Genomic DNA, 23,915 nt, shown 5'->3' with positions numbered 1-23,915 from the left:
CTCGATCGGTTTAGCGCACGATATCGGCAGCCGCGGCGCTGCCAGTTGTCTCTGCCGAAGCCTGCTGCGCATTCGGCACCTTCACCTTCATATTCTCGGTCATGAACTGCGTACCGGCGGCAACGACGACATCGCCAGCCTTGAGGCCATCGGCGACGCGCACGCCGTCATCGGCAAAATCGGCAACCTTGACGCTGCGGGCATGCACGGTGCCGGCACTCCGATCGACCAGCCAGACGATCTGCTGACCATCCTTCTCAGCAAGCGCGCTCAGCGGAATGGCGACGTAGGGCTGGGTATTGTCGGCCTGGGCTTCGACCGTCGCCGTCATGCCGAGCAGCACGCGCGGATCGTTCGGCAGGCTGACGCGGACCGCAAAGGTGCGCGACTGCGCGTCGGCACTTCCCGATACCTCACGTACCTTGCCATCCATCACCAGCGCATCGTCGGACCAGAAGCGCGCCTTGACGTCCTTGCCGACCTTGAATTGCGCAATATCCATTTCCGGAACGGCGATCTGCACTTCCTTCTCGCCATCGACGGCGACGGTGATGACAGGCGTGCCGGAGCCGACCACCTGCCCGACATCGGCATTGATGGTCGTGACGATGCCGTTCATGTCCGAGGTCAGATCGGTATAAGCAACCTGGTTCTTCGCTTCCGCCAGCGCCGACACGGCGGAATCCCGCGTCGACACGGCCTGGTCATAAGAAAGCTCGGCCTGTTCGAGCTGCGATTTCGGCGCGACGTTCTTGTCGAAGAGCTGCTGGGCGCGATTGCGGGCAAGCTCCGTGGTCTGCACCTGCTTCTCGGCCGCGTCGAGATCGGCCTGCGAGCGGCGCACGGCCAGAACGTAGTCGGTAGAATCGATGCGGGCGAGCACGTCGCCAGGCTTGACCTTCTCGCCGATATCCACTTTGCGCTCGACGATCTTGCCATTGACCCGGAAGCCGAGATTCATATCCGTCCGCGCTCTGACCGAGCCGGAGTAGTCGAGCTTGCGCGTCGTATCCGCCTTGGCGATCTCGACCACCTTCACCGGCCGGATCACTTCCGCAACTTCCTCTTTCTTCTCATTGCAGCCCGAAAGCGCGAGCGCAATGGCGGCAAGGAATGCGGCGCCGGTAACGGATCTTATAGTGGTGGTCATCAGCGAAACCATGTCGCTCTCCTTGATCAAACGGCTTTAGTCAAATGGCAATGCAAAGGCGCGCAGGATCATCCAACGCGCGTACTGCTATTTCTTTAACGCTCTGATAGCAAATTCAATGAGGTCGTCGGGCTCGGCCCGATTCGTCTTGGAAAGACATTGCGCGACCATTTGTGGATGGCACAAAATAACCGTTGCCGCGCCGAAGCATTTAGAGGCAGCGACTGGATCCTGTTCGACAAATTCACCGGCGGCGATGCCTTCGGCAATGATTTCAGCCATAAGGTCGTGGATACGGTCGAGGTGTTTTTCGATGACATGCCAATCGCGCTCGATGGCAACGACCACCATCTCATGCACCTTCTGTTCGTCGAGCATCGTCTCGAGCGTCATCTTGTGTTGGGCAAGGGTATAAGCACGCAGCCGCTCGGAAGCGCTGATCGGCTGATGACGGATGTCGTAAGCCAGCTTGTAGCTCTGCGCGAGCATGCGGCCGCAGATAGCCTGGTGGATTTCCGTCTTAGACGCGAAGAAGCGGTAGATATTCGCGGTCGACATGCCGAGATCGCGGGCGACGTCGGCGACCGTCGTCTTGCTGTAGCCGTAGTGGCGAAACAACTTCTCGGCGGAATCGAGGATCCGCGTTACGTTTTCCTGACGCGCAGGATCAGCGTTGGCCGCAGAAAGATCGAGCATTGGGTTGCTTCCGAATTTACGAGTGACGATTTTCAATTTTCGTCAGTCGTAATTCATCAAAGCGCAAATGTCAACAAACCGCCTCGCGAAGCAAGGCGGTGGAAAATTGCCAGCGGTTCAGTCTTCAGTGATCAGATACGCAGAAGCGACGGCCGAAAGCGGCGGACACTAAGGAAGCCGACGATCAGGAAGGTAACCAGCAATACAGTCTGGACGGCCAGGATCGGCGGTTCGTTTCCTGTTGGGGCCAGTGCGTTAAGCAACGGAATTTTCTGGAAGGACTGAACGACCAGCACGACACAGTTGAGGTAGAGCATCAGCAGACTGCCGACGATGAACACGAGCCGCCAGACACCGGTCATCTGCGACTTGAAGCGCGCGATCGCCGTCGGAATGAAAAGCAGGACAGTGATGATGCCGAACACAATGCCCGGCGTGATCCCGTTGAAGGGGAAGAGAAAACCGGTCAAGCTCGTGAGCAGAATGGTGACCATATAGACGAGTGTCGAGCGCTCATGGCGCTTCACCGAAATCAATCCTTCTGCGACGATGACACCGGCAACGATGGCGATCAGGCTGATAATGACGTGAATCAACGTAAGTCCGGACATGCGGCAATCCCCTCTGCGCAATGCATTTTCGCGGAAAAGATAATGCAGTGGGTAAATGCCGGATTGTACGTTTACGGCGGAATATGCGCGAATTGGCCGGCTCGTGCGGCGGCGCTAAAGCGCAGACTTGCACGACAGTGTGGCAGATGCCACCAACGATTGTTTTCGGCGCGAAGCGGCCAAGCTCCGAGGGCTCAAGCTCTTGCCTTATCTCGCATTTTTCCAGCCACTTAGGCGGTATCCCGCGCTCAGAGTTGACCCGACACCATCTGCATGATGAGCGTGATACGTTGAGCCCGGAAAGCGGGCCTTATCCTGCCGTGACGTTCAAGCTCAGCGAGACCGTGAAGTGCCGCCCAGAAAGTTTCGGTAGCGGTATCGACATCCTTGGAGAACGGCGCGATCACCGTCGCCATAGCTCCGAAACCATCGCGAAGCTGGGCTGGCGTGTCGGATCTGGCGAAGCGGAGACCAGTCGGCAGGACGAACATCGCCTCGTACATCGCAGGGCGAGCGAAAGCGAAATCGAGATAGGCGGCTGCGACGTCTTCCACTCGCTCCTTTGACGTGGACGATGGCCGGATCGCGGCGCGGAGCATCGCAGCCAATTCGCCGAAGCCTTCGAGCGCGACGGCTCCGACGATCTGATCGCGATTTTCGAAATGCGAGTAGAGAACTGGCTGACTGTATTCTATCTCCTCGGCAAGACGCCGGATCGTGACGGAAGCCCAGCCGTCACGTTCCGCGATCGTCCTCGCAGCGACGACGATCCTGCGTTCACGTTCGCCCCGTTCTCGAGTCTTGCGTTCGCTAATACCCACCCTGTGCCTCAATCTTCATGCGCGTTTTCCTGATGTTAAAATTAGCAAAAGGAACGTCGATTGACAAACTAGCGATGCTAGATTAATTATCATCGTTATAGAAACTTCATGCGTCAAATTCACGATCGACGAGGATATCAAGGAGACTTCCAATGGAAATTTTCGCAGGCACGGCATCACTCGATACCGTCCTCATATGGCTCGCCGCCGGGGCGTTTCTCGTCGGCGCTATCGTCAACGCGAGTGGACATCCGAAAATCCGCGCGGGCTTCATGCGACTCGGATTTCCTTTCTGGTGGTGCTGGGTCACGGCCGCCTTTGAGCTCGTGACTGGGGTGCTTTTGGTTACAGCCGGCACCCGATATATCGGGGTCACGTTGGGCGCCTGCATTATGCTCGCCGCGATCGCTGCCATTGTCCGTATCCGGAACTATCGAGAGCTCCCGCCACCTCTCATGTTCCTGTTGCTGCTGGTACTGGCGAGTGTCAGCGGCCAAATCTGAATATCTCGCGGCAAACAATGCCATCCAAATGAGAACCTACACGTAACTGGCCGGAAGATCTCCCTCGCCAGGCCGTCGGGTGCCCCCGTCATCAACTCACCTAGAAGAAGACATCAGTCGGAGCGAACTCGCTTCCGGACAGCGCAAAGCAATGGCCAGAAGGAGGCCAACCCCCAATGTCAAATCGTACAGCAAGCACAGTCGTCGTCTATCATTCCGGCTACGGCCACACCCAGCGGATGGCGGAAGCCATAGCGGAGGGTGCGGGCGGAGTACTTTGCACCATCGATGCGGATGGCAACCTCTCCGATGACGGATGGGTCGCGTTGGACGCCGCCGACGCTATCATCTTCGGATCGCCAACCTACATGGGTGGTCCGAGCTGGCAATTTAAGAAGTTCGCGGACACGTCCTCGAAGGCTTGGTTCACCAACAAATGGCAGGATAAGGTCTTCGGCGGCTTCACCAACAGCGCCAGTTTGAACGGCGACAAACTCAACACCCTCAAATACTTCGTTCTTCTGGCGGGACAGCACGGAGGTCTGTGGGTCAGTCTGGGGGTGAAGCCAGCAAACATAAAAGCTTCCAAGCGCGACGATGCAAACAGGATGGGATCGTACATCGCGCCAATGGCGCAAAGCGATGCCGACGCAGCCCCGAGCGAAATGTCGATCGGCGACCTGGAAACTGCCCGCGCTTACGGCGAGCGCGTAGCACGAGTTGCGCAGCGGCTCGCATCGGCTCAGGCCGCCTGATCGTCAGTATCTTTGCGAAGTCCGCGCGAAGCGGACCAAGAGTTTGGAGGCTCTTGCTACTGAATGCTGTAGACTTGCAAATGAAGGGCGCCGCACCATCGGCACGGCGCTCTTCATCGAAAGAGACCGCTTAAGCGGTGCGCACTTCCAAAGAGATCGGAACGGAAGCGAGCGCCTTGGAGACCGGGCACCCGGCCTTGGCCTTATTGGCGAGTTCGGTGAACTTGGCTTCGTCGGCGCCGGGAACTTTACCGGTCAGCGTCAGGTGGATGGCGGAAATAGCAAAACCGCCTTCGACGCTTTCGAGCGTGACCTTGGCTGTCGTTTCCATGCTTTCGGCGGTAAAACCGGCCTCATTGAGGATCAGCGACAAAGCCATGGTGAAGCAGCCGGCATGGGCCGCACCGATCAGCTCTTCCGGATTTGTGCCGGGAACGCCTTCGAAGCGGCTGGCAAAACCATAGGGATAGTGATTGAGCGCGCCGCTTTGGGTCGAGATCTGACCCTTGCCGTCCTTCAGACCGCCGGACCACTGGGCCGAACCTGTACGATTGATCTGCATGCCGTCCTCCTTGTCGTTGATTGAACATCGGGAGAGAGCCCCTTGCCCTTCCCGCAATGGCCGATGAGAAGCAGCGCCAGAGCGCCCTGCGTCCATTTGAACGCATAGTCGCTTGAAAGCCGGATACTCGAGAGCTGCCTCGACCGGCAATATAATGCTCTATCCGCCGAAGACGACAGCACCGTAACAATTAACGTGCCAACTCTTTCGCTATCCCCTCCTTCGCCCTGCAGCAGCCGAGCGGATATTGTCCAGCGTCACGGCGATCAGCAGGATCGAGCCGAGGACGAGATACTGATAAAACGCCGGAATATTCAGGAGATTCATGACGTTCTGCGCGATGCCCATGATCAGTACGCCGACAATGACGCCGCTCATCGAAGCCCGACCGCCTGCGAGTGAGACGCCGCCGAGCACGCAGGCCGAAATGACCAGCAGCTCCAGTCCGATTGCCGCGTTCGGTTGACCGGAGGTGATGCGCGACGACAGGAGGATGCCGGCGATGGCGCAGATGAAGCCCTGCAGCGTGAATATCCAGATTCGCATCGTGGCGACGTTGACGCCGGCCAGCCGCGAAGCCTCGGGATTACCGCCGATCGCCAGCGTGTTCTTGCCGAAGGTGGTGCGATTGAGCACGAAGCCGAACAGGATGAACAGGATCACCATGATCCAGATCGGCGTCGGAATGCCGAGAAAGGTCGAAAGCGCCAGTTGATAGAAATTCGGGTCGTTGATGCCGACGGCGCGGCCGTCCGAGGCGATGAGCGCCAGGCCGCGGACGATCTGCATGGTGGCAAGCGTTGCAATCAGCGCATTGATGCGGACCTTGGCGATGAGCACACCGTTGACCAGGCCGACGATCGCACCACAGACGAGCGCCGCCAGCAGGCCGAGAATGATGGAGCCGGTGACATTCGAGGCCATGACCGCGATCATGCCGCAGAAGGCGACGGTCGAGCCGACGGAAAGATCGAAATCGCGCGAAGCCAGGCAGAACATCATGGTGCAGGCAACGATGCCAATCGTGACCACTGATTGCAGCAGGCCGATCATGTTCCGCTCGGTCAGGAAATTCGGGACCGTCAGCGATACGATGACGAAGGCCACCGCGAAGATGACGACGAGGCCCTGTTCGCCGAGGAGGATTTTTTTTAAAGAAGACTTCAAGGAAGACATCGTCGCGATTTCCCTACTCAGAATGCGCTGGAGCGGGATGCCGAAAAGTGTGTGCGGTTTTCGGGCGACATCCCGCTCTAACTTTTTGATTTAGAGACGGATTCAGATTTCAGGTCGATTCGACCTGAAATCATCCGGCTCTAGCGGCGTTTTTGTCCGGCAGTGCGGCGGTCAGAATTTGGTGCTCGTTGAAATTCGCCCGCGCCACATCGGCGGCGACCTTGCCGCCGCACATCACTATGATCCGGTCGGAAATGCCCATGACCTCCGGCAGCTCGCTGGAGATGACGACGATCGCCATGCCGCCGGCCGCCAGCTCATAGAGGATTTCATAGATTTCCGATTTTGCTCCGACATCGATGCCGCGCGTCGGCTCGTCGATGACCAGCACCTTGACACCCTGTTCGGACAGCCAGCGGCCGAGAATGACCTTCTGCTGGTTGCCGCCGGAGAGATTGATGATGTCCTGCTTGCGCGACGGCGTGCGCACCCGCAGCCTGGCGATGAATTGGTCGGCAAGGGCCGCTTCCTTGCGCGGGTTCAATAGGCCGAACGGCGAGAAATGCCGCCGCGAGGAAATGGCGATATTCTCCTGTATCGAGCGGCCCTGAATGATGCCATCGAGCTTGCGGTCTTCCGGGCAGAGCACCATGCCGGCATGGATCGCCGCCTTGGGATTGTTCGGAGCGACCGTGACCCCATCGATGGCGACCATGCCCTGGTGACGATGATCCGCGCCGAACAACAGCCGCGCCATCTCGCTGCGGCCGGCGCCGATCAGGCCGAAGAAACCAAGAATTTCGCCCCCGCGGACGGAGAAATTGATCGGCGTCGGGAGTCTCGACCCGGAAAGCCCTTTGACCTCCAGCCGCACAGGCCCGAGCGGCCGCTCACGCCAACCCCAGATATTGCTGATCTCTCGGCCGACCATTTCGGCAATGATCTGCTCGCGCGTTACCTGCTTGATGTCTGGATGGTGTGCCGCGAGCTTGCCGTCGCGTAAAACCGTCAGGCTGTCGCAGAGCCGGAAAATCTCGTCGAGCCGGTGCGAGACGTAAAGAATGACGGTGCCGTTCGATTTCAGCCGCTCGATCAGGGAAAACAGGATTTCGCTCTCGCGCGACGACAGCGACGAGGTCGGCTCGTCCAAAGCGATGACGCGGGCATCGACCATGACGGCCTTGGCGATTTCCACCATCTGCCGCGCGCCGATCGACAGCGACGACACCTTTGCCGCCGGATCGACATCGATGCCGATCTCCCGAAGCTTGGCCCCCACGGTGTCGATGAGCGTCTTGCCGTTGATGATGCCGGCCTTGGCCGGAAAGCGGCCAAGCCAAAGGTTTTCGGCGACCGTCAGTTCCGGCACCAGTTGCAGTTCCTGGTGGATGACGGTGACGCCGGCGTGAAAGGCATCCCGCACCGAATGATAATGCTGCTCTTCACCGTCGATGGTGATCGTGCCCGCATCCGCCGCCTCGTCGCCGGAAAGGATGCGGATCAGCGTCGACTTGCCGGCGCCGTTTTCGCCCATCAGCCCATGAACCGCGCCCTTGACGACCGGGAAAGTGATGTTCGACAGCGCCTGAACGCCGGGATAGCTCTTGGAAATGCCGTTGAATTCGAGAAAGGCCATGTTTCTCTCGCTGCTAAAAGGACCCGGAGGCAAGGTTGCCACCGGGCCGTGATCATACCGGGAGGATGATCATTCGATACCAAGATCCTTGCGGACCTTCTGATAATCGTCGCGCAACGCCAGCGAACCGGAGGTCAGCGTCAGCTTCGGCGGTTCTTTGCCGTTAGCGATCCAGTCGTACATGTTGATTGCGGTCTCGTAGCCGTGACGCTTCGGCGAAATGATAACCGTGCCGAAGAAGCCCGTCGGCTGCGGCTTCTTGAACTCGTTGATCGCCGAGTCCGCGCCGCCGATGCCGACACCGATAACGTTGGCAGCGGGAATGCCGACCGATTCCGTGGCACGCACTGCGCCGAGTACGGCTTCGTCGTTGAGGCCGAAGGCCACCCAATATTTCACGTCGGCATGCTTGTTGAGCACGGTGGTTGCGGCATTCAGCGCCGCTTCCGTATCGGTCTTGGCCTGCGGCGCATCATAGATGTTTGCGGCCGGGAAGCCGGCGCCCTTCAGCACCGAGATGGCGCCTTCGACGCGATCGACGGCAGTCGGAAGCGCATCGTAGGAAACGCGGATGGCGCCGACATTCTTCATGTCCCAGCCGCGCTTCTTGATTTCATCGACGATCGCCTGGCCGACGCTCTCGCCGATCTTGGTGGCGGAGATGCCCATATGCGGCACGTCTTCCAGCGGCTTGCCGTCGGCACTGACCAAACGGTCGTCAACCGTCATCAGCTTGAGCTGGTTGGCGGCTGCCTTGGCGACGATGCCGGGGCCGAGCTTGACGTCGGGCGTGCAGATGATGAAGCCCTCGGCACCCTGGGCGCCGAGATTGTCGATCGCCGCCTGAACTTTTTCGCCGTCCTGCGCGCCGATCTTGACGAGCGTGAAGCCCTTCTCTTTCGCGGCGATGTCGGCGAACTTCCATTCGTCCTGGAACCAGGGCTCTTCCGGTTGCTTGACCACGAAGCCGATTTTCACATCTGCGGCGAAGGCGGAGGTGGCGGCGATGACCGCAACCGTACCAGCCAGAATAGCTGCTTTGAAAAAGCGCATGATTCTCTCCCAAAATCCGAAACGAAGACCCTGCCCTCCCAGGCAGTATTCTTGAATTATGACAAATCATCATACCAGTCAATTGCCAATGTATGATGATTATAATAGTGTGACTTTTGGAAGGGATGGCCCGCCAAACGCGCTGATGCTTATCGCCATGCGGAATGAATTCCGCTAAGCAGAGGCTCGGCCGCGCGGGAGAGCGACTGCGGAGAAGGCAATTGGATTCGTTTGAACGGCAAGAGCATAGGCTGAACGAGGCGCCGGAGCGCCGCCCGCGTGTGCGTAAGAACGTCACGGCGGCGATTGCCGAGGATATATGTTCCGAACGCTATCCTTCCGGCTCGCCCCTGCCGCGTGAAAACGATCTCTGCGACATTTACGGCGTCAGCCGCACCGTCATCCGTGAATCTCTCAAGATCCTGGAATCGAAAGGGCTCGTGCGCGGCAAGCCGCGCATCGGCACCACCGTCTGCGACAAGGACGACTGGAATATCCTCGATCAGGACGTGCTGGAGTGGATGGGCCCCTATATCGCCGAATTCGATATTCTCGGCTGCATCCTCGAGGCGCGGCGCACCATTGAGCCGGTTGCCGCCGAATACGCCGCCGAGCGCGCCACCGCGCAGGAGATTGCCGATCTCGAAAAGGCTTGGCGGCAGATGCGCGATTCCGGCCACGATCCCGAACGCTTCACCGAAGCCGACGTGATGTTCCATACGGTGCTCTTGAGCGCCAGCCACAACCAGGTATTCCGCCGCCTGTCTAGCGCCATCCATGCCGGCCTGAAATATGCGTTGCACGCCTCGAATGTCGCCGTCGACAGCCGCGATGAGGCCATCGCCGTCCATGGCGATCTTGTGGAGGCGCTGCGCCTGCGCAACCGCACCGCCGCGCGCGACTGCGCCCATCGCATGCTCGACCTCGCCGCCCGCGACCTTGCTGCCGCCGAAAAAGCGATCGGGCGGGCGGAGAAAAACAACACCTGAAACCCCGAAATCCGCGGCTCGCCGCCGCTGATATGATCCAAAAGCCGAAACGGAAGCTTCCCATGAAAATCACCAAATTGACGACCTATATCGTGCCGCCGCGTTGGATGTTCCTGAAGATCGAAACAGATGAGGGCATCGTCGGCTGGGGCGAGCCAGTGGTCGAAGGCCGGGCCTTGACTGTCCAGGCCGCCGTGCACGAACTGGAAGACTATCTGATCGGCAAGGATCCGTTCCTGATCGAGGATCACTGGAACGTCATGTACCGCGCCGGCTTCTATCGCGGCGGCGCCGTCCACATGAGCGCCATCGCCGGCATCGACCAGGCGCTGTGGGATATCAAGGGCAAGGCGCTGGGTCAGCCGATCCACTCGCTGCTGGGCGGCCAGGTGCGCGACAAGATCAAGGTCTATTCCTGGATCGGCGGCGACCGCCCTTCCGACGTCGCCAACAACGCCAAGGATGTGGTTGCGCGCGGCTTCAAGGCGATCAAGCTCAACGGCTGTGAAGAAATGCAGATCGTCGATACCTATGACAAGGTGGAAAAAGCGGTCGAGACTATCGCCACCATCCGCGAGGCGATCGGCCCCTATATCGGCATCGGCGTCGACTTCCACGGCCGTGTCCATCGCCCGATGGCCAAGGTTCTGGCCAAGGAACTCGAGCCCTACAAGCTGCTCTTCATCGAAGAGCCGGTGCTCTCCGAAAATCGCGAGGCGCTGAAGGAAATCGCCAATCATTGCTCGACGCCGATTGCTTTGGGCGAGCGCCTCTATTCGCGCTGGGACTTCAAGTCGGTCCTGTCGGACGGCTATGTCGACATTCTCCAGCCCGACCTGTCGCACGCCGGCGGCATCACCGAGTGCCGCAAGATCGCGGCGATGGCCGAAGCCTATGACGTAGCGCTGGCGCCGCATTGCCCGCTCGGCCCCATCGCACTTGCCGCCTGCCTGCAGGTCGACGCCGTCAGCTACAACGCCTTCATCCAGGAACAAAGCCTCGGCATTCACTACAACAAGGGCAACGACATTCTCGACTACATCTCCAACAAGGAGGTGTTCAAATATGCCGACGGTTTCGTCAGCATCCCGCAAGGCCCCGGCCTCGGCATCGAAGTCGACGAAGCCTACGTCATCGAACGCGCCAAGGAAGGCCACCGCTGGCGCAACCCGGTCTGGCGTCATGAAGATGGCAGCGTGGCTGAGTGGTAGATACCACCTTCTCCCCAGCGGGGAGAAGGATGCCCGAAGGGCAGGTTGAGGGGGCGTTGCACCGTAAGGCAGCGCTCCCGAATACACCGCAACGCCCCCTCACCCCGCGCCTAAGGCGCAACCCTCTCCCCGCTGGGGCGAGGGTAGATATTCAGCGCACCTCTGCCCGCGCCCGCGGCCGCGTATCATTCCTCTCCCAAGAGAAAATCGCCGGCGGTAACGGATCGCGATTGCGGATGATATCCGCGCCTTTCTCGCCGACCATGATCGTCGGGCCGTTGGTATTGCAGGAGGGCACGCGCGGCATGACGGAACTGTCGCAGACGCGCAAGCCCTCCAGCCCCCGCACCTTCAGCTCGAAGTCGACGACCGCCATGGCATCCGTACCCATCTTGCAAGTGCCGACGGGATGATGATCGGTCTTGGCATTGGCGCAGCCGTAATCGAATAATTGCTCTTCCGTCTGCAGCTTGCCGCCAGGCAGCCGCTCCGCCAGCACGAAGGGCTTTAGCGCATCCTGGCTCATGATTTCGCGGGCAATCCGCAGCCCTTCGAGCGACATCTTCACATCATGCGGATCGCTCCAATAGTTCGGATCAATCAGCGGCGCGGCGGACGGATCGGACGAGGAGAGCCGCACCGTGCCACGCGAGCGCGGATGCAAATAGGCGGAATTCAATGTCACACCGGCATTTTTCAGCCGCGCAACACCGGCCTCGATGCCGGAGCCGAGACCGAGGTGGAACTGGATATCCGGCGAGCGGGCATCGGGATCGGCGTACCAGAAGCCTCCGGTCTCGAAGAGCGACGAGGCAACGGGGCCGGAGCGAAACAGCAGATATTGCAGACCGGCCCAGAGCGTACGATGCAACTTGGCGACATTGTCGTAGGTGTGGTCGCCAGTGCATTCCGAAATGACGAAAAGATCGAGATGGTCCTGCAGATTGCCGCCGACGCCGGGCAGATCATGCGCCACAGGCACACCGACCGAGGTCAGATGATCGGCCGGGCCGATGCCTGACTGCAGCAGCAGTTTTGGCGAGCCGATGGCGCCGGAGGAGACCAGCACTTCCCGCTCCGCCAGGATGGTCTCCACGCCCTTGTCCGTCGCGACCTCGACGCCGACAGCGCGGCGGCCTTCGAGCACGATGCGGGCGACCCGCGCGCCGGTTCGGATCGTCAGGTTCTTCCGATCCTTGATCGGTGACAGATAGGCAAGTGAAGCCGATGAACGGCGACGGTTGCGCTGCGTCAACTGATAGAAGCCAACGCCCGCCTGCTGTCTGCCATTAAAATCGTGATTGTAGGGAATGCCGAGTTCCTGGCCGGCGCGGATATAGGCATCGCAGATCGGCAGCGCCGACACCGGCATGGAGACGCCGAGCGGACCACCATAGGAATGATAGTCATCGGCAAAACGCTGATTGTCCTCGGCGCGTTTGAAATAGGGCAACACACTGCGATAGTCCCAGCCCTCGCAACCATCCTCGCGCGCCCAGAGATCGTAATCGGCCGCGTTGCCGCGCGTGTAAAGCTGCGCATTGATCGAAGAGCCGCCGCCAATCACCTTCGCCTGCGTATAGCGCAGCACGCGGCCTTTCATATGCTTTTGCGGCACCGTCTCCCAGCCCCAGCTCGCCACACCCTTGGTCATCTTGGCAAAGCCGGCCGGCATATGGAACAAGGGATTCCAGTCACCGCCGCCGGCCTCCAGCAACAGGACTTTTACCGAGGGGTCCTCGCTCAGGCGGTTAGCGAGTACGCAGCCCGCCGGTCCGGCACCGGTGATGATGTAGTCGTAGGTCATTTCCAGTCCTCAAATTGAATAGGTCCCCGGCACGAAGTCGCGCCCACCTTCTCCCCTCGGGGAGAAGGTGCCCGCCCATCGACAAGCTCAGGAGGGCGGATGAGGGGGTGCCGCGGCATACTCATTCGCCTGTAACGCCCCCTCACCCGGCGCTACGCGCCACCCTCTCCCCGTTGGGGCGAGGGTAAGTTCCTCACAATCGCCCGATCCCCAGCCCTCCGTCCGCAGGGATTACCGACCCCGTGGCAAAGCCAAAACCGCCTTTGGCAAGTGCTGCGACGATGTTGCCGACATCGCCCGTCTCGCCCCAGCGCCTCATCGGCACCAGCCCCTCGGCGATCAACGCGTCGTATTTCTCCGACACCTGCGCCGTCATATCGGTGCGGATGATGCCGGGACGAACCTCGAAGACGGCAATGCCGGTCTCCGCCAGCCGCAGCGCCAGCCCTTGCGAAAAGGCCGAAAGGCCGGCCTTGCTGATGCAGTAATCCAGCCGCTCCGGTGAACTCAGCGCTGCCGAGACCGAGGTGATGTTGATCACCGAACGCGGCGTCGGCGATGTCTTTGCCGCCAGCATCGAACGAACGACCGCCTGGGTGAAAAACACCGTACCGCGCAGATTGACGTCGATGATCCGGTCGAAATTTCCCGGCGCCAAATCCAGGAAATCGCCGCGCACGACAGGGCCGATACCGGCATTGTTGACCAGGCAATCGATCTCGCCCAAAGCCGCCCGGATCGCCTCGACGGTTACTGCGTGTCCCGAGAGATCGGCAAGATCAGACCGCAAATAAAGTGCCCGCCCGCCGCTTGCTTTCAGTTCCGCAAGCTCCGCCAGTGGCGGTTCGTTCTCGATACCGGTGATCGCCAGATCGAAACCACTCCGTGCCAGCGCCCGCGCAATACCGAAACCGATCCCCTTGCGGCCGCCGGTGACGACGGCAACCGGGCGCCTTGCCTTCATGACCGAAGCTCCTCCCGCACGATATGGTTGGCGACGCGCAGCGCTTGAGCGGCCACCGTCAGCGCTGGATTCACCGCCGCCGACGTCGGCAGGAAGCTGGCGTCGACCACGAACAGATTGGGATGATCGAAGGCCCGGCAGAAGATATCGAGCGGCGCGCTCGAACCGTCATTGCCGATCTTGACCGTACCGCATTGATGCGACGGCGTGCGCTTGTCGAAAGGGCGCGACAGTACGATCGGGAAACCGGCCTTGTGCAGCACGCCCTTCAGCTTCTTCACCAGATCGAGATGGGCCTGCCAATTGGTGCGCACCCACTGCAGCACGATCCGGTCGCCTTCGACCATAATCCGGCTTTCCGGCGACGGCAGATCCTCGCTCATGGCATAGAAATCGATGGCATGGGCGGAAAGCCTATTCAGCAGCCATTCCGGCACGGTCGGCATGTTCGCCTTGAGGATCGTGCCGGAGACACGCCCCAAAAGCTGGACATTACCGAGCGGCGGCCCGCCTTCGCCGTCCGAGAGATAGAAGTCGTTGAAGCCGAAGGTCTTCTGATAGATCGAATCGTTGCGATACCAGGGCGAAATTGCCAGCACGGCAGAGGAATTGTGGTTCATGAAGTTGCGGCCGACCTGATCCGAGCGATTGGCAAGTCCGCGTGGATTGGCCTCGTCAGCCGATCGCAGCAGCAGCACCGCCGACTGCACCGCCCCGGCCGCAAGGATAACCAGTTTCGGGCGCACAAGATGCGCCTCTCCATAGGAGGAATAATGCACCGCGGCAATCATTCGCCCGTCGCCTGCGGACTGAAGCCGCGTGACGCGCGCGCCGGTCTTGAGCTTGACGTGCGGATATTGCAGAGCCTTGGCAAGCGCTACCGTCTCGGCATCCATCTTGCCGTCGGCGCTGTGCGGATGTGCGTCCCAGGGCGTACGGCCCTTGACCAACCACTTGTCGATATCGACGCCTAATGGCAGCGGATGCGGATGCATGCCGTTGTCCTTCAGTCGTTTGCGGACACTGGCGATCGCCGGCTCGTCGGGTACTGGTGGAAACGGGTAGGGCCGCGAATGCGGCGGTTCCCATGGGTCATCGCCAAGGCTGCCGCGGACCTGATAGAGCTGTTCCGCCTCGCTATACCAGGGCTCCAGCTCCTCATAGGGAAAGGGCCAAGCCGGTGATACGCCGTCCAGATGCCGCATCTCCTCGAAATCCTCGCGCCGGTAGCGGATCAGCACCGCGCCGTAGAATTTCGAATTGCCGCCGACATTGTAATAGTTGCCTGGATTAAACCCCTTGCCGCCCTTCTCGTACCAGGTCTCCTTCGGACGAAAATGGCCGCGCACAAAGATCGCCCGCTGGTCGCGGTTTTCCGGCCGGTCCTCCAGTCTCTCGCCGGCCTCCAGGATCAGTATATTGGCACCCGAGGCGGCAAGGCCGGACGCGACGGTCGAACCGCCGATTCCCGAGCCGATGATGACGATATCCGGTTCTTCCATGCTGCCGCTCACGCTATCCGATCCTGGCTCTGCGGATCGAAGAACACCGCCTTGTCGAGATTGAAAGCAAGCCGCGCCGTCTGGCCGGGAGCAATGCGGGCATCGGCGCGCAGCCGCGCCACGACCGATTTGCCGCCGAGGCGCGCGATTGCGAAAGTATCCGAACCCGCCGGCTCGACCACTTCGATCAGGCAGTCACCCTCGGCGAGCGAATGGGCATTGCGGTCCGCACCGTCGAGGTCTGTCAGCGCCTCCGGCCGAATGCCGAAGATCACGTCCCTGCCGGCATGGGCGCCGAGAGCAGCGCCGCTGCCGTTGACCGGCAGCTTCAGGGGAGCGGCACCGTTCGGCCGGTCGAGCGACACCTGCAACCCCGTCGGCCCGCTCTCGACCGTCGCCGTCAGCAGGTTCATGGCAGGCGAGCCCATGAAGTCCGCGACGAACATGTTGGCAGGGTGATTGTAGATTTCCGCCGGAGTTCCGAATTGCTGCAGCACCCCGTCCTTCAGCACCGCGATCTTCGTCGCCAGCGTCATCGCCTCGATCTGGTCGTGGGTGACGTAGACGATCGTCGTCTTCATGCGCTGGTGCAGGCGCTTGATCTCGGTGCGCATATCAACGCGCAGCTTGGCGTCAAGATTGGAGAGCGGCTCGTCGAACAGAAAGACCTGCGGATCGCGTACCAGCGCCCGGCCCATGGCGACACGCTGGCGCTGGCCGCCGGAAAGCTGGCTGGGCTTGCGGTCGAGCAGATGGCCGATCTGCAGCATATCGGCCACCTGTTTGATTGCCTTTTCGCGTTCCTCCTTCGGAACCTTGCGGATTTCCATGCCGAAGGCGATATTGCCGGCAACCGTCATGTTCGGATAGAGCGCATAGGACTGGAACACCATGGCGATATCGCGCTGCGACGGCGGCAAGCCGTTGACCGAGCGTCCGGCAATGGCGATGTCACCCGAGGTGATCGGCTCCAGCCCGGCAATGGTGTTGAGCAGGGTGGACTTGCCGCAGCCGGACGGGCCGACGAGCACGAGAAAGCCGCCCTTTTCGATCTCGATATTGATGTCCTTCAGGATCTCGAGCGATCCGTAGGATTTGCGTAGATTGGTGATTTTCAGGAAGGACATGGTCTTATCCCTTGACGGCGCCGGACATCAGGCCGCGGACGAAAAACCGGCCGGAGACGATGTAGACGATGAGGGTTGGCAGGGCCGCGAGGATCGCGCCCGCGAAGTGGACATTGTATTCCTTGACGCCTGTCGACGACGAAACGAGGTTGTTGAGCGCAACCGTCATCGGCGTGGAATAGGGTCCGGAGAACGAAGCTCCAAACAGGAAGTCGTTCCAGATATTGGTGAACTGCCAAATGACGGAGACGACGATGATCGGCCCGGAGGACGGCAGCAGGATACGCCGGAAAATCTGGAAGAAGCTGGCCCCGTCGATCTGCGCGGCACGCACCAGCTCGGTCGGAAACGCCTCATAATAATTGCGGAAATAAAGCGTGGTGAAGCCGAGGCCGTAGACGATATGGACGAGGATCAGCCCCCAGATGGTGCCGGCAATGCCGAAGAAACCGAGAATGCGCGCCATCGGGATCAGTACGATCTGGAACGGGATGAAGCAGGAAAGCAAGAGCATTCCGAAGAAGATTTCCGCGCCGCGGAAGCGCCATTTCGTCAGCACATAGCCGTTCAGCGCGCCGACCATGGTGGAGATCGCGACGGCGGGCACGACCATCAGGATCGAGTTCATGAAAAAGGGCCGGAGCCCCGTCGGCTGTACGCCGATCTGCGCCGTCGACCAGGCAGAAATCCAGGGCTCGATCGTCCAGCTCTGCGGCAGGTTCAGCATGCCGCCCTGGCGGATTTCTTCGAGCGGCTTGAAGGAATTGACCAGCATCACATAGAGCGGCAGCAGGTAATAGACTGCAAATAGGATCAGTGCCGCATAGATCAGCCCGCGGGTCAGCTTGCCGTGCGAGATGGCGTTTTGCGGATTGGGGCTGCTCATCTTCGTTTCCCTCCGCCGATTTCCGAATAGAGATAGGGAATGATGATGGCAAAGATCATCGCCAGCATGATGATCGCCGACGAAGCACCGATGCCCATCAGGTTGCGGGTAAAGGTGTAGGAATACATGAAGGTGGCCGGCAGTTCGGTCGCCTGCCCCGGTCCGCCGCCGGTCAGCGCGATGATCAGGTCGTAGGCCTTGATGGCGAGATGGGCGAGCACGACGAAAGCCGAGAGGAATACCGGCCGCATCAGCGGAATGATGATGCGGCGGTAGGTGGTGATCGCAGAGGCGCCGTCGATCTGCGCCGCCTTGATGATCTCGTTGTCGACGCCGCGAAGTCCGGCGAGGAACATTGCCATGACGAAGCCCGAGGACTGCCAGACGGCGGCAATGACGACGCAATAGATCGCCATCTTCGAATCCTTGATCCAGGTGAAGGAAAAATTCTCCCAGCCCCAGAGATGCATGGTGTTCTCGAGGCCTATGCCGGGATCGAGGAACCATTTCCATGCCGTTCCCGTGACGATGAAGGACAGCGCCATCGGATAGAGATAGATCGGCCTCAACAGCCCTTCGGCACGGATTTTCTGGTCGAGCAGGATCGCCAAAGCAAGACCAAGCACCGAGCAGATAACGATATAGAACGAGGCGAAGATGCCGAGATTGGTGATCGCCCGCCACCAATGCGGCAGCGCCCAGAGCTTACTGTAGTTGGTGAAGCCGATAAGGTTATAGGACGGCAGCATCTTGCTGTCGGTCAGCGACAGATAGCCGGTATAGGCGATGAAGCCATATACGAAGATCAAAATGACGACGAAGCTCGGGGCCAGCACCAGCTTGGGCAACAGCTCCTGCATTCGGCTGCGACTGTTCATGGGTCGAACACCAGTTTCAACGCGTCCCGAATGGACGCGGGTTCCAAATATGCGAACTGCGAGCGGAACGGCCCCCTCACCCTAGCCCTCTCCCCGAGGGGAGAGGGGACGACCTCGATTGCCGCATCCTCTCGATTCCAAAGAGGCCGAGGGACCGTCGAGGGCGCTCCATTCCCTTCTCCCCTCGGGGAGAAGGTGCCCGCCCTTCGACAAGCTCAGGGGACGGATGAGGGGATGGCTTGCTCCGAACTATCCTACTTCGCAGCCGCAACCGCCGAGACGAGCTCCTTGACCGCATCGTCAGACGACAGATCGCCGTTGAATTCGCGGGTTACGACGTCGTAGATCGCGTTCTTGACGGCGGCTGGATTGGCATGGCCATGGGCCATGGAGCCCATCAGCGTGCCGTTCTTGTTGGCTTCGGCCAGATCCTTGATCGCCTTCTTGCCGCAATCGTCGAAAGCGGTATCCGGAACGTCGGTGCGGGCCGGAACCGAACCCTTGACGACGTTGAAGGCCGACTGGAACGTCGGGCTTTCGATCGAGGACGCCATCTGCATCTGCGCCGGGATCTTGTCGGCGGAGACCTTGAACATCGCGAACTGGTCGGAGTTGAAGGTTACCGAGCCCTGCGTTCCCGGGAAGCGGATGCAGACGAAATCCTTGCCCGGCACCTTCTTCGCCTTCAGGAACTCGCCCTTGGCCCAGTCGCCCATGAACTGCAGGCCGGCTTTGCCTTCGATGACCATGCCGGACGCAAGATTCCAGTCGCGACCGGAGAAATTGTCGTCGACATAGGAGCGCAGCTTCGTCATGCGGTCGAAGGCTTCCTTCATCTTCGGGCTCCCGAGCGTATCGGGATCGAGATCGATGAAGGCCTTCTTGTAGAAGTCGTTGCCAAACGAGAGCACGACGGCGTCGAAGATCGTCGCATCCTGCCAGGCCTGGCCGCCATGGGCGATCGGCGTGATGCCCTGCTTCTTGAAGTTGTCGAGCAGCGCGATCAGCTCGTCCCAATTCTCCGGCACCTTGCCGCCGGCCTTGTCCAGCGCTTCCTTGTTGATCCACACCCAGTTGGTGGAGTGGACGTTCACAGGAGCGGCGATCCAATGGCCGTCATATTTGGAGAACTGCTGCAGGGCGGTAGGGACGACCTTGTCCCAGCCTTCCTTGTTCGCGACCGCATCGAGATTGCCGAGCGAACCTTCCTTGGCCCAGTCGAGAATGTCGAAGCCGAGCATCTGTACGGCGGTCGGCGGGTTACCGCCGGTGACGCGGGCGCGCAGCACGGTCATCGCCTCGGTGCCGCCACCGCCGGCGACGGGCATGTCGACCCAGCCTATGCCCTTCGATTCCAGATCCTTCTTCAGGACCTCCAGCGCCGCTGCCTCGCCGCCGGAAGTCCACCAATGCAGGACTTCGACGCTTTCGGTGGCATGCGCCACGGTGCCCGTCATCAAAAGGGCGGCCGCAGCCACGGATGTCATCAATTTACGCATATTCTCCTCCCGGTTTTAAATAGATGAGCAGCAAGACCTCCTCCCACTGCCCCATGCTCTTCACTCCCCGTAAAGAACAATTCCGCCACGGCCTCCCAGCCGTGGAGCATGCACGAAAAACGGCACATTCCGTACTACGCCCAGCATTCACAACCATTGCTAGTTGACCTTTTGGCTATACCTGCGGGCGCATTCATCTCACCTCGGCATCCACCAGCCGGTGCGTCGGCCGATATGCATGTTAAGCGTTTTTGTCTCGGTATAATCCTCCACCGCATGCCGGCCGAGTTCGCGCCCGAGTCCCGATTGGCGATAGCCGCCGAAGGGCAGTTCGGCCGCGCCGTCCATGAAGGTGTTCATCCATATCGTGCCGGCCCGCACCCGCCGCCCGATCGTCATGCACGTATCGAAATCGCGGCTCCAGACACCGGCGGAAAGGCCGTAATCGATGGAATTGGCGATGCAGATCGCATCCTCGGTCGTGTCAAACGTCAGCACGGAAAGGACAGGCCCGAACACCTCCTCTTTCGCCACCGCCATTTCCGGCTTGACGTCGGCAAGGATGGTCGGCGCCATATATTGGCCGAAGCCGAAATCAATCTGGCTGCCGCCATGCGCCACCGTTGCGCCGCTCTTTGCCGCGCCGGAGACATAGGTTTGAATCTTCTGCAGGTGCTGCGGCGTGATGATTGCCCCCACCTGCGTCGAGGGGTCGAGCGGATCGCCGACCTTCACTTTTTCCGACAGGCTGGCGATGCGCGCCGTGACCTCCTCGGCGATATCGCGATGGACGATCAGCCGCGAGCCGGCATTGCAGCATTCGCCGGCATTGAAATAGGCGCCGAACACCGCGGCATCGACGAATTCATCAAGATTGGCATCCGGAAAGACGATCTGCGGGTTCTTGCCGCCAAGTTCGAGCGAGACCTTCTTCAGCGTCTGCGCCGCACTCGCCATGGTCAGCCGCCCAACACCGGTCGAACCGGTGAAGGAGATCATGTCGACATCCGGATGGCTGGTCATCGGCGCGCCGGCATCAGCGCCCGTACCGACGAGAATATTGATGACGCCGGCCGGCACGCCGGCTTCCATCAGGATTTCGCCGAGCACCAGCGTCGAACCCGACGTCAACTCGGACGGCTTGACCACGGCTGTACAGCCGGCGGCAAGCGCAAATGGTAGCTTCTGGCTTACGATCAGGAACGGGAAATTCCAGGGCGTGATGATCGAGACGACCCCAATCGCTTCGCGCAACACGACACCCATCGTGCCGTCGCCAAGCGTGTTATAGCTCTCGCCGTGCAGATTTCGGGCAAGGGCGGCCGCATAGCGCCAGATATCGGCAGAACCGCTGATCTCGCCGCGCACCTGGGTGATCGGCTTGCCCGCTTCGATCGCATCGAGGTAGGCGAGCTCTTCAGCCCGCGCCGAGATCATGTCGGCGGCTTTCAATAGGGTGTTGGAGCGTTCCGCCGCCGTCATGCGCGGCCAAGGACCATGATCGAACGCTTTGCGTGCGGCCGCGATCGCCTGGCGCACATCATCCTTGGTCGCGGATTTGTAGCGGCTGACGGTGACGCCGTGGCTCGGCGCCACACGGTCGATCGTGCCGGTCTCGACGCCTTCGACCCATTTGCCGTCGATCAGCATCTTGAAGTCACGCACTCTGACATCGGGAAGCGCCTGCGGCTTCACAAGGACCGTCATCACCATTCTCCCTTGAATTCGGCAGCGCGTTTGCCGGCAAAGGCCGCAACGCCCTCCTTGAGGTCGCCGGTCTTGGCGACCAGGATCGAGCCCAACGCTTCTACGGCCGAGCCATTATCCTCGCCATTGGCGGAGGCAATCATCAGCTTCGCAATTTCCAGCGCCGCCGGCCCACGCGCGGCGACGCGCGCTGCGTAATCCCTGGCGGCGGAAAGCACCGTTCCCGTTTCCACGACGGCATCCACAAGACCGTAGCCGCGTGCCTCTTCGGCGGAAAACATCTCTCCGCCCAGCACCATGCGCCGCACGATCTGCGCGCCAAACCGCTTGGTAAGCCGCTGCGTACCAGACCAGCCCGGCACCATGCCGAGGCTGGTTTCCGGCAGGCCAATCCTGATCTCGCTTTCCGCAATGCGGATGTCGGCCGCCGCCGCCAGCTCCAGCCCTCCGCCGAGCGCGTGACCGTTCAGTGCGGCGATCACCGGCATGCGCAGCGTTGCCAGCCGCTCGAAGACACGATGGCCGAAGCGCACCCACGCATGACCGAACTCATTGGCCGCCATACCGCCCCAGGCTTTGATATCGCCTCCGGCCGAAAAGGCCTTCCCTTCCCCAGTCAGGATCGCGACACGCGCGGAAGCGTTCGCTTCCACTTCGTCACAGGCGGCGGCCAGCGCCTTCAGCATGTCGATGTCGAAGGCGTTCAGCTTCTCCGGTCGCGAGACCGTGATGGTGGCGAGGAAACCTTCAACGGAAACTTTGACCTCAGCCATGGCGTGCTCCTTCCAGAACACGGTTTGCCTTGGCGGGCAGCGTCAGACCGATCGGCACCTCATGAAACAGGGCTGCATCCATCACCTTCAGCCGGTCGGAGACGAGCAGCGGAAACTCCGACTGGTTAAGAATATGCGCCTCCAAATCCACGCCCGGCGCGATCTCCGTCAGCAACAACCCTTCCGGCGTCAGTTTCATCACGCAGCGCTCGGTGACATAGGTGATGTCCTGCCCCTGCGCGACGCCGCGTGGGCCGGAGAAGGTGACGTGTTCGACGGCGTTCACCAGCTTCTTTAGCTTGCCTTCTTTCTCGATGATCAGCCGGCCGTCCTCGACACCGAGCTTCGCGCCGGCATTGAACATGCCGGAGAAGACGATCTTCTTCGCCCGCGCCGTGATATCGACAAAGCCGCCGGCGCCCGCCGTCACATGTGGCCGGAAGCTGAGCCGGGAAACATTGACGGAGCCGTCGCGGCCGATCTCCAGGAAAGAGAGAAGCGAAGCGTCGAAACCGGCGCCCTGAAAATAGGTGAACTGATAGGGCGAGGGCATGAAGGCGTCAGCGTTGGACGCGCAGCCGAAGGCGAAATCGAGCAGCGGCACGCCGCCGACCGCCCCCTGCTCGATCACCCAGGTCACCGCGCCATGCAATCCCTCTTCCATCAGAATACGCGGCACATTGGCGGAAATGCCGAAGCCGAGATTGACGGCGCTGCCGGATTGCAGCTCCTGCGCCACCCGCCGGGCAATGACCTTCTGGATATTGAATTCCGGCACACGGAAGCTGTCGAGCGGCCGAAATATTTCGCCCGAGATCGCCGGATCGTAAAGCGTCTGCGTCGTCTGTTTCTGATCCGAATCAACGACGATATAATCGACGAGAACGCCGGGAACGCGCACATCATGCGGTTTCAGTGAGCCTTCCTTGGCAAGGCGCTTGACCTGGGCGATGACGATGCCGCCATTGTTGCGGGCGGCGAGCGCCTGATCGAGCCCGCCAAGATAGGCGCCTTCGTGCTCATAAGTGAGATTGCCGCGCTCATCGGCGGTCGTTGCCCGGATGATCGCGACCTGCGGCGCGATCGCTTTGAAATAAAGCCAGTCTTCGCCCTCAAAGCGAATTCGCTTCACCACCGGCTCAGCCCCGGCCGCCGCATTCATGGCGCAGCCCTCTCGCTCCGGGTCGACGAAGGTATCAAGGCCGACCTTGGTTAAGACGCCGGGACGCTTGGCGGCGGCCTCGCGATGCATGTCGAAGAGAATGCCGGACGGAATATTATACGCTGCCACATCGTTGTTGCCGATCATCTGCCAGATCAGCGGCGGTTCCGAACTGGACGGCCCCGACGGATAGGAGCCGCCGATGATTGCCTTCAGCAGACCCTTCTTGGCGATGTGATCGACACCCTTGATGCCGCTCATATCGCCCGCCGCGATCGGATGCAGTGTCGTCAGGTCACGCGGATGGCCTATTGCGTCAAAACGCTCGCCGATCGCCTTCAGCATCAGATCCGGGCAGCCGAGACCGCTTGAGGACGAGACGGAAACGATGGCGCCATCGGGGATCAGGGCAGCCGCCTCGGCGGGAGTGATGTGCTTGTTCATCGC

The 23,915-nt window shown here is 60.7% G+C and carries 22 protein-coding genes; 4 read left to right on the top strand and 18 right to left on the bottom strand.

What is annotated here, in order from left to right; genetic code table 11:
- Positions 1-10: 10 nt before the first annotated feature.
- The 4 genes from K290_RS0120765 to K290_RS0120750 all read right to left on the bottom strand — a co-directional run bounded on the left by K290_RS0120765 (position 11) and on the right by K290_RS0120750 (position 3,278).
- Positions 11-1,162 carry an efflux RND transporter periplasmic adaptor subunit gene (locus K290_RS0120765; protein WP_028753659.1) on the bottom strand — a complete coding sequence of 384 codons (1,152 nt, stop codon included), beginning with the start codon at positions 1,160-1,162 and terminating at the stop codon, positions 11-13.
- 75 nt (positions 1,163-1,237) lie between these two features.
- Positions 1,238-1,846, bottom strand: a complete 609-nt coding sequence (locus K290_RS0120760; RefSeq protein ID WP_028753658.1) for a TetR/AcrR family transcriptional regulator — start codon at positions 1,844-1,846, stop codon at positions 1,238-1,240.
- Between the two features lie 131 nt (positions 1,847-1,977).
- Positions 1,978-2,457, bottom strand: a complete 480-nt coding sequence (locus K290_RS0120755; RefSeq protein WP_028753657.1) for a hypothetical protein — start codon at positions 2,455-2,457, stop codon at positions 1,978-1,980.
- A gap of 248 nt (positions 2,458-2,705) precedes the next feature.
- Entirely contained in the window at positions 2,706-3,278 is a 573-nt protein-coding gene (locus tag K290_RS0120750; protein ID WP_028753656.1) for a TetR/AcrR family transcriptional regulator, read from the bottom strand.
- Between the two features lie 152 nt (positions 3,279-3,430).
- Between K290_RS0120750 and K290_RS0120745 the strand changes: the two genes are divergently transcribed.
- Complete coding sequence (locus tag K290_RS0120745) at positions 3,431-3,781, top strand: DoxX family protein (RefSeq protein WP_037135881.1); 351 nt, start codon at positions 3,431-3,433, stop codon at positions 3,779-3,781.
- Between the two features lie 176 nt (positions 3,782-3,957).
- A complete protein-coding gene (locus tag K290_RS0120740) occupies positions 3,958-4,536 on the top strand; it encodes a flavodoxin family protein (RefSeq protein ID WP_028753654.1) in 579 nt (192 codons plus the stop codon).
- 130 nt (positions 4,537-4,666) lie between these two features.
- Here K290_RS0120740 and K290_RS0120735 read toward each other — a convergent pair whose 3' ends face one another.
- From K290_RS0120735 to K290_RS0120720, 4 genes are all read right to left on the bottom strand, one after another.
- On the bottom strand, positions 4,667-5,098 hold the full coding sequence (locus tag K290_RS0120735) for an OsmC family protein (RefSeq protein WP_028753653.1): 432 nt from the start codon (positions 5,096-5,098) through the stop codon (positions 4,667-4,669).
- A gap of 210 nt (positions 5,099-5,308) precedes the next feature.
- The gene (gene araH / locus K290_RS0120730) at positions 5,309-6,274 is read right to left on the bottom strand and encodes an L-arabinose ABC transporter permease AraH (RefSeq protein WP_037135879.1); all 966 of its coding nucleotides are present in this window, start codon (positions 6,272-6,274) and stop codon (positions 5,309-5,311) included.
- A gap of 130 nt (positions 6,275-6,404) precedes the next feature.
- The gene (gene araG, locus K290_RS0120725) at positions 6,405-7,910 is read right to left on the bottom strand and encodes an L-arabinose ABC transporter ATP-binding protein AraG (RefSeq protein ID WP_028753651.1); all 1,506 of its coding nucleotides are present in this window, start codon (positions 7,908-7,910) and stop codon (positions 6,405-6,407) included.
- Between the two features lie 69 nt (positions 7,911-7,979).
- On the bottom strand, positions 7,980-8,963 hold the full coding sequence (locus K290_RS0120720; RefSeq protein ID WP_028753650.1) for an arabinose ABC transporter substrate-binding protein: 984 nt from the start codon (positions 8,961-8,963) through the stop codon (positions 7,980-7,982).
- A gap of 221 nt (positions 8,964-9,184) precedes the next feature.
- Between K290_RS0120720 and K290_RS0120715 the strand changes: the two genes are divergently transcribed.
- Both K290_RS0120715 and dgoD read left to right on the top strand, forming a co-directional pair.
- The gene (locus K290_RS0120715; RefSeq protein ID WP_028753649.1) at positions 9,185-9,952 is read left to right on the top strand and encodes a FadR/GntR family transcriptional regulator; all 768 of its coding nucleotides are present in this window, start codon (positions 9,185-9,187) and stop codon (positions 9,950-9,952) included.
- A gap of 32 nt (positions 9,953-9,984) precedes the next feature.
- The gene (dgoD, locus tag K290_RS0120710; protein WP_280750022.1) at positions 9,985-11,163 is read left to right on the top strand and encodes a galactonate dehydratase; all 1,179 of its coding nucleotides are present in this window, start codon (positions 9,985-9,987) and stop codon (positions 11,161-11,163) included.
- A gap of 151 nt (positions 11,164-11,314) precedes the next feature.
- On the opposite strand, the gene K290_RS0120705 is transcribed toward dgoD, so the two are convergent.
- The 10 genes from K290_RS0120705 to K290_RS0120660 form a co-directional block, all read right to left on the bottom strand.
- The gene (locus K290_RS0120705) at positions 11,315-12,970 is read right to left on the bottom strand and encodes a GMC family oxidoreductase (RefSeq protein ID WP_028753647.1); all 1,656 of its coding nucleotides are present in this window, start codon (positions 12,968-12,970) and stop codon (positions 11,315-11,317) included.
- 193 nt (positions 12,971-13,163) lie between these two features.
- Positions 13,164-13,934, bottom strand: coding sequence for a 3-ketoacyl-ACP reductase (locus K290_RS0120700; protein WP_028753646.1), 771 nt, complete (start codon positions 13,932-13,934; stop codon positions 13,164-13,166).
- A complete protein-coding gene (locus K290_RS0120695) occupies positions 13,931-15,436 on the bottom strand; it encodes an FAD-dependent oxidoreductase (RefSeq protein WP_028753645.1) in 1,506 nt (501 codons plus the stop codon). Before K290_RS0120695 ends, K290_RS0120700 begins: the two co-directional genes overlap by 4 nt.
- Positions 15,437-15,444: 8 nt before the next feature.
- Positions 15,445-16,563 carry an ABC transporter ATP-binding protein gene (locus tag K290_RS0120690; protein WP_028753644.1) on the bottom strand — a complete coding sequence of 373 codons (1,119 nt, stop codon included), beginning with the start codon at positions 16,561-16,563 and terminating at the stop codon, positions 15,445-15,447.
- 4 nt (positions 16,564-16,567) lie between these two features.
- Positions 16,568-17,449, bottom strand: a complete 882-nt coding sequence (locus K290_RS0120685) for a carbohydrate ABC transporter permease (protein WP_028753643.1) — start codon at positions 17,447-17,449, stop codon at positions 16,568-16,570.
- Positions 17,446-18,327 carry a carbohydrate ABC transporter permease gene (locus K290_RS0120680; protein WP_028753642.1) on the bottom strand — a complete coding sequence of 294 codons (882 nt, stop codon included), beginning with the start codon at positions 18,325-18,327 and terminating at the stop codon, positions 17,446-17,448. Before K290_RS0120680 ends, K290_RS0120685 begins: the two co-directional genes overlap by 4 nt.
- A gap of 254 nt (positions 18,328-18,581) precedes the next feature.
- Positions 18,582-19,826 carry an ABC transporter substrate-binding protein gene (locus tag K290_RS0120675; RefSeq protein WP_028753641.1) on the bottom strand — a complete coding sequence of 415 codons (1,245 nt, stop codon included), beginning with the start codon at positions 19,824-19,826 and terminating at the stop codon, positions 18,582-18,584.
- 198 nt (positions 19,827-20,024) lie between these two features.
- Positions 20,025-21,533: an aldehyde dehydrogenase family protein gene (locus K290_RS0120670; protein ID WP_028753640.1), complete on the bottom strand. Its 1,509-nt coding sequence runs from the start codon at positions 21,531-21,533 to the stop codon at positions 20,025-20,027.
- A complete protein-coding gene (locus tag K290_RS0120665) occupies positions 21,533-22,306 on the bottom strand; it encodes an enoyl-CoA hydratase/isomerase family protein (RefSeq protein ID WP_028753639.1) in 774 nt (257 codons plus the stop codon). Before K290_RS0120665 ends, K290_RS0120670 begins: the two co-directional genes overlap by 1 nt.
- Positions 22,299-23,912, bottom strand: coding sequence for an acyl CoA:acetate/3-ketoacid CoA transferase (locus K290_RS0120660; protein ID WP_028753638.1), 1,614 nt, complete (start codon positions 23,910-23,912; stop codon positions 22,299-22,301). Before K290_RS0120660 ends, K290_RS0120665 begins: the two co-directional genes overlap by 8 nt.
- Positions 23,913-23,915 lie beyond the last annotated feature (3 nt).

Source organism: Rhizobium leucaenae USDA 9039, assembly GCF_000426285.1.
Classification (GTDB): domain Bacteria; phylum Pseudomonadota; class Alphaproteobacteria; order Rhizobiales; family Rhizobiaceae; genus Rhizobium; species Rhizobium leucaenae.
Note: the sequence above shows the minus strand (reverse complement) of the source record. Positions and strands in the feature narration are given on the sequence as shown.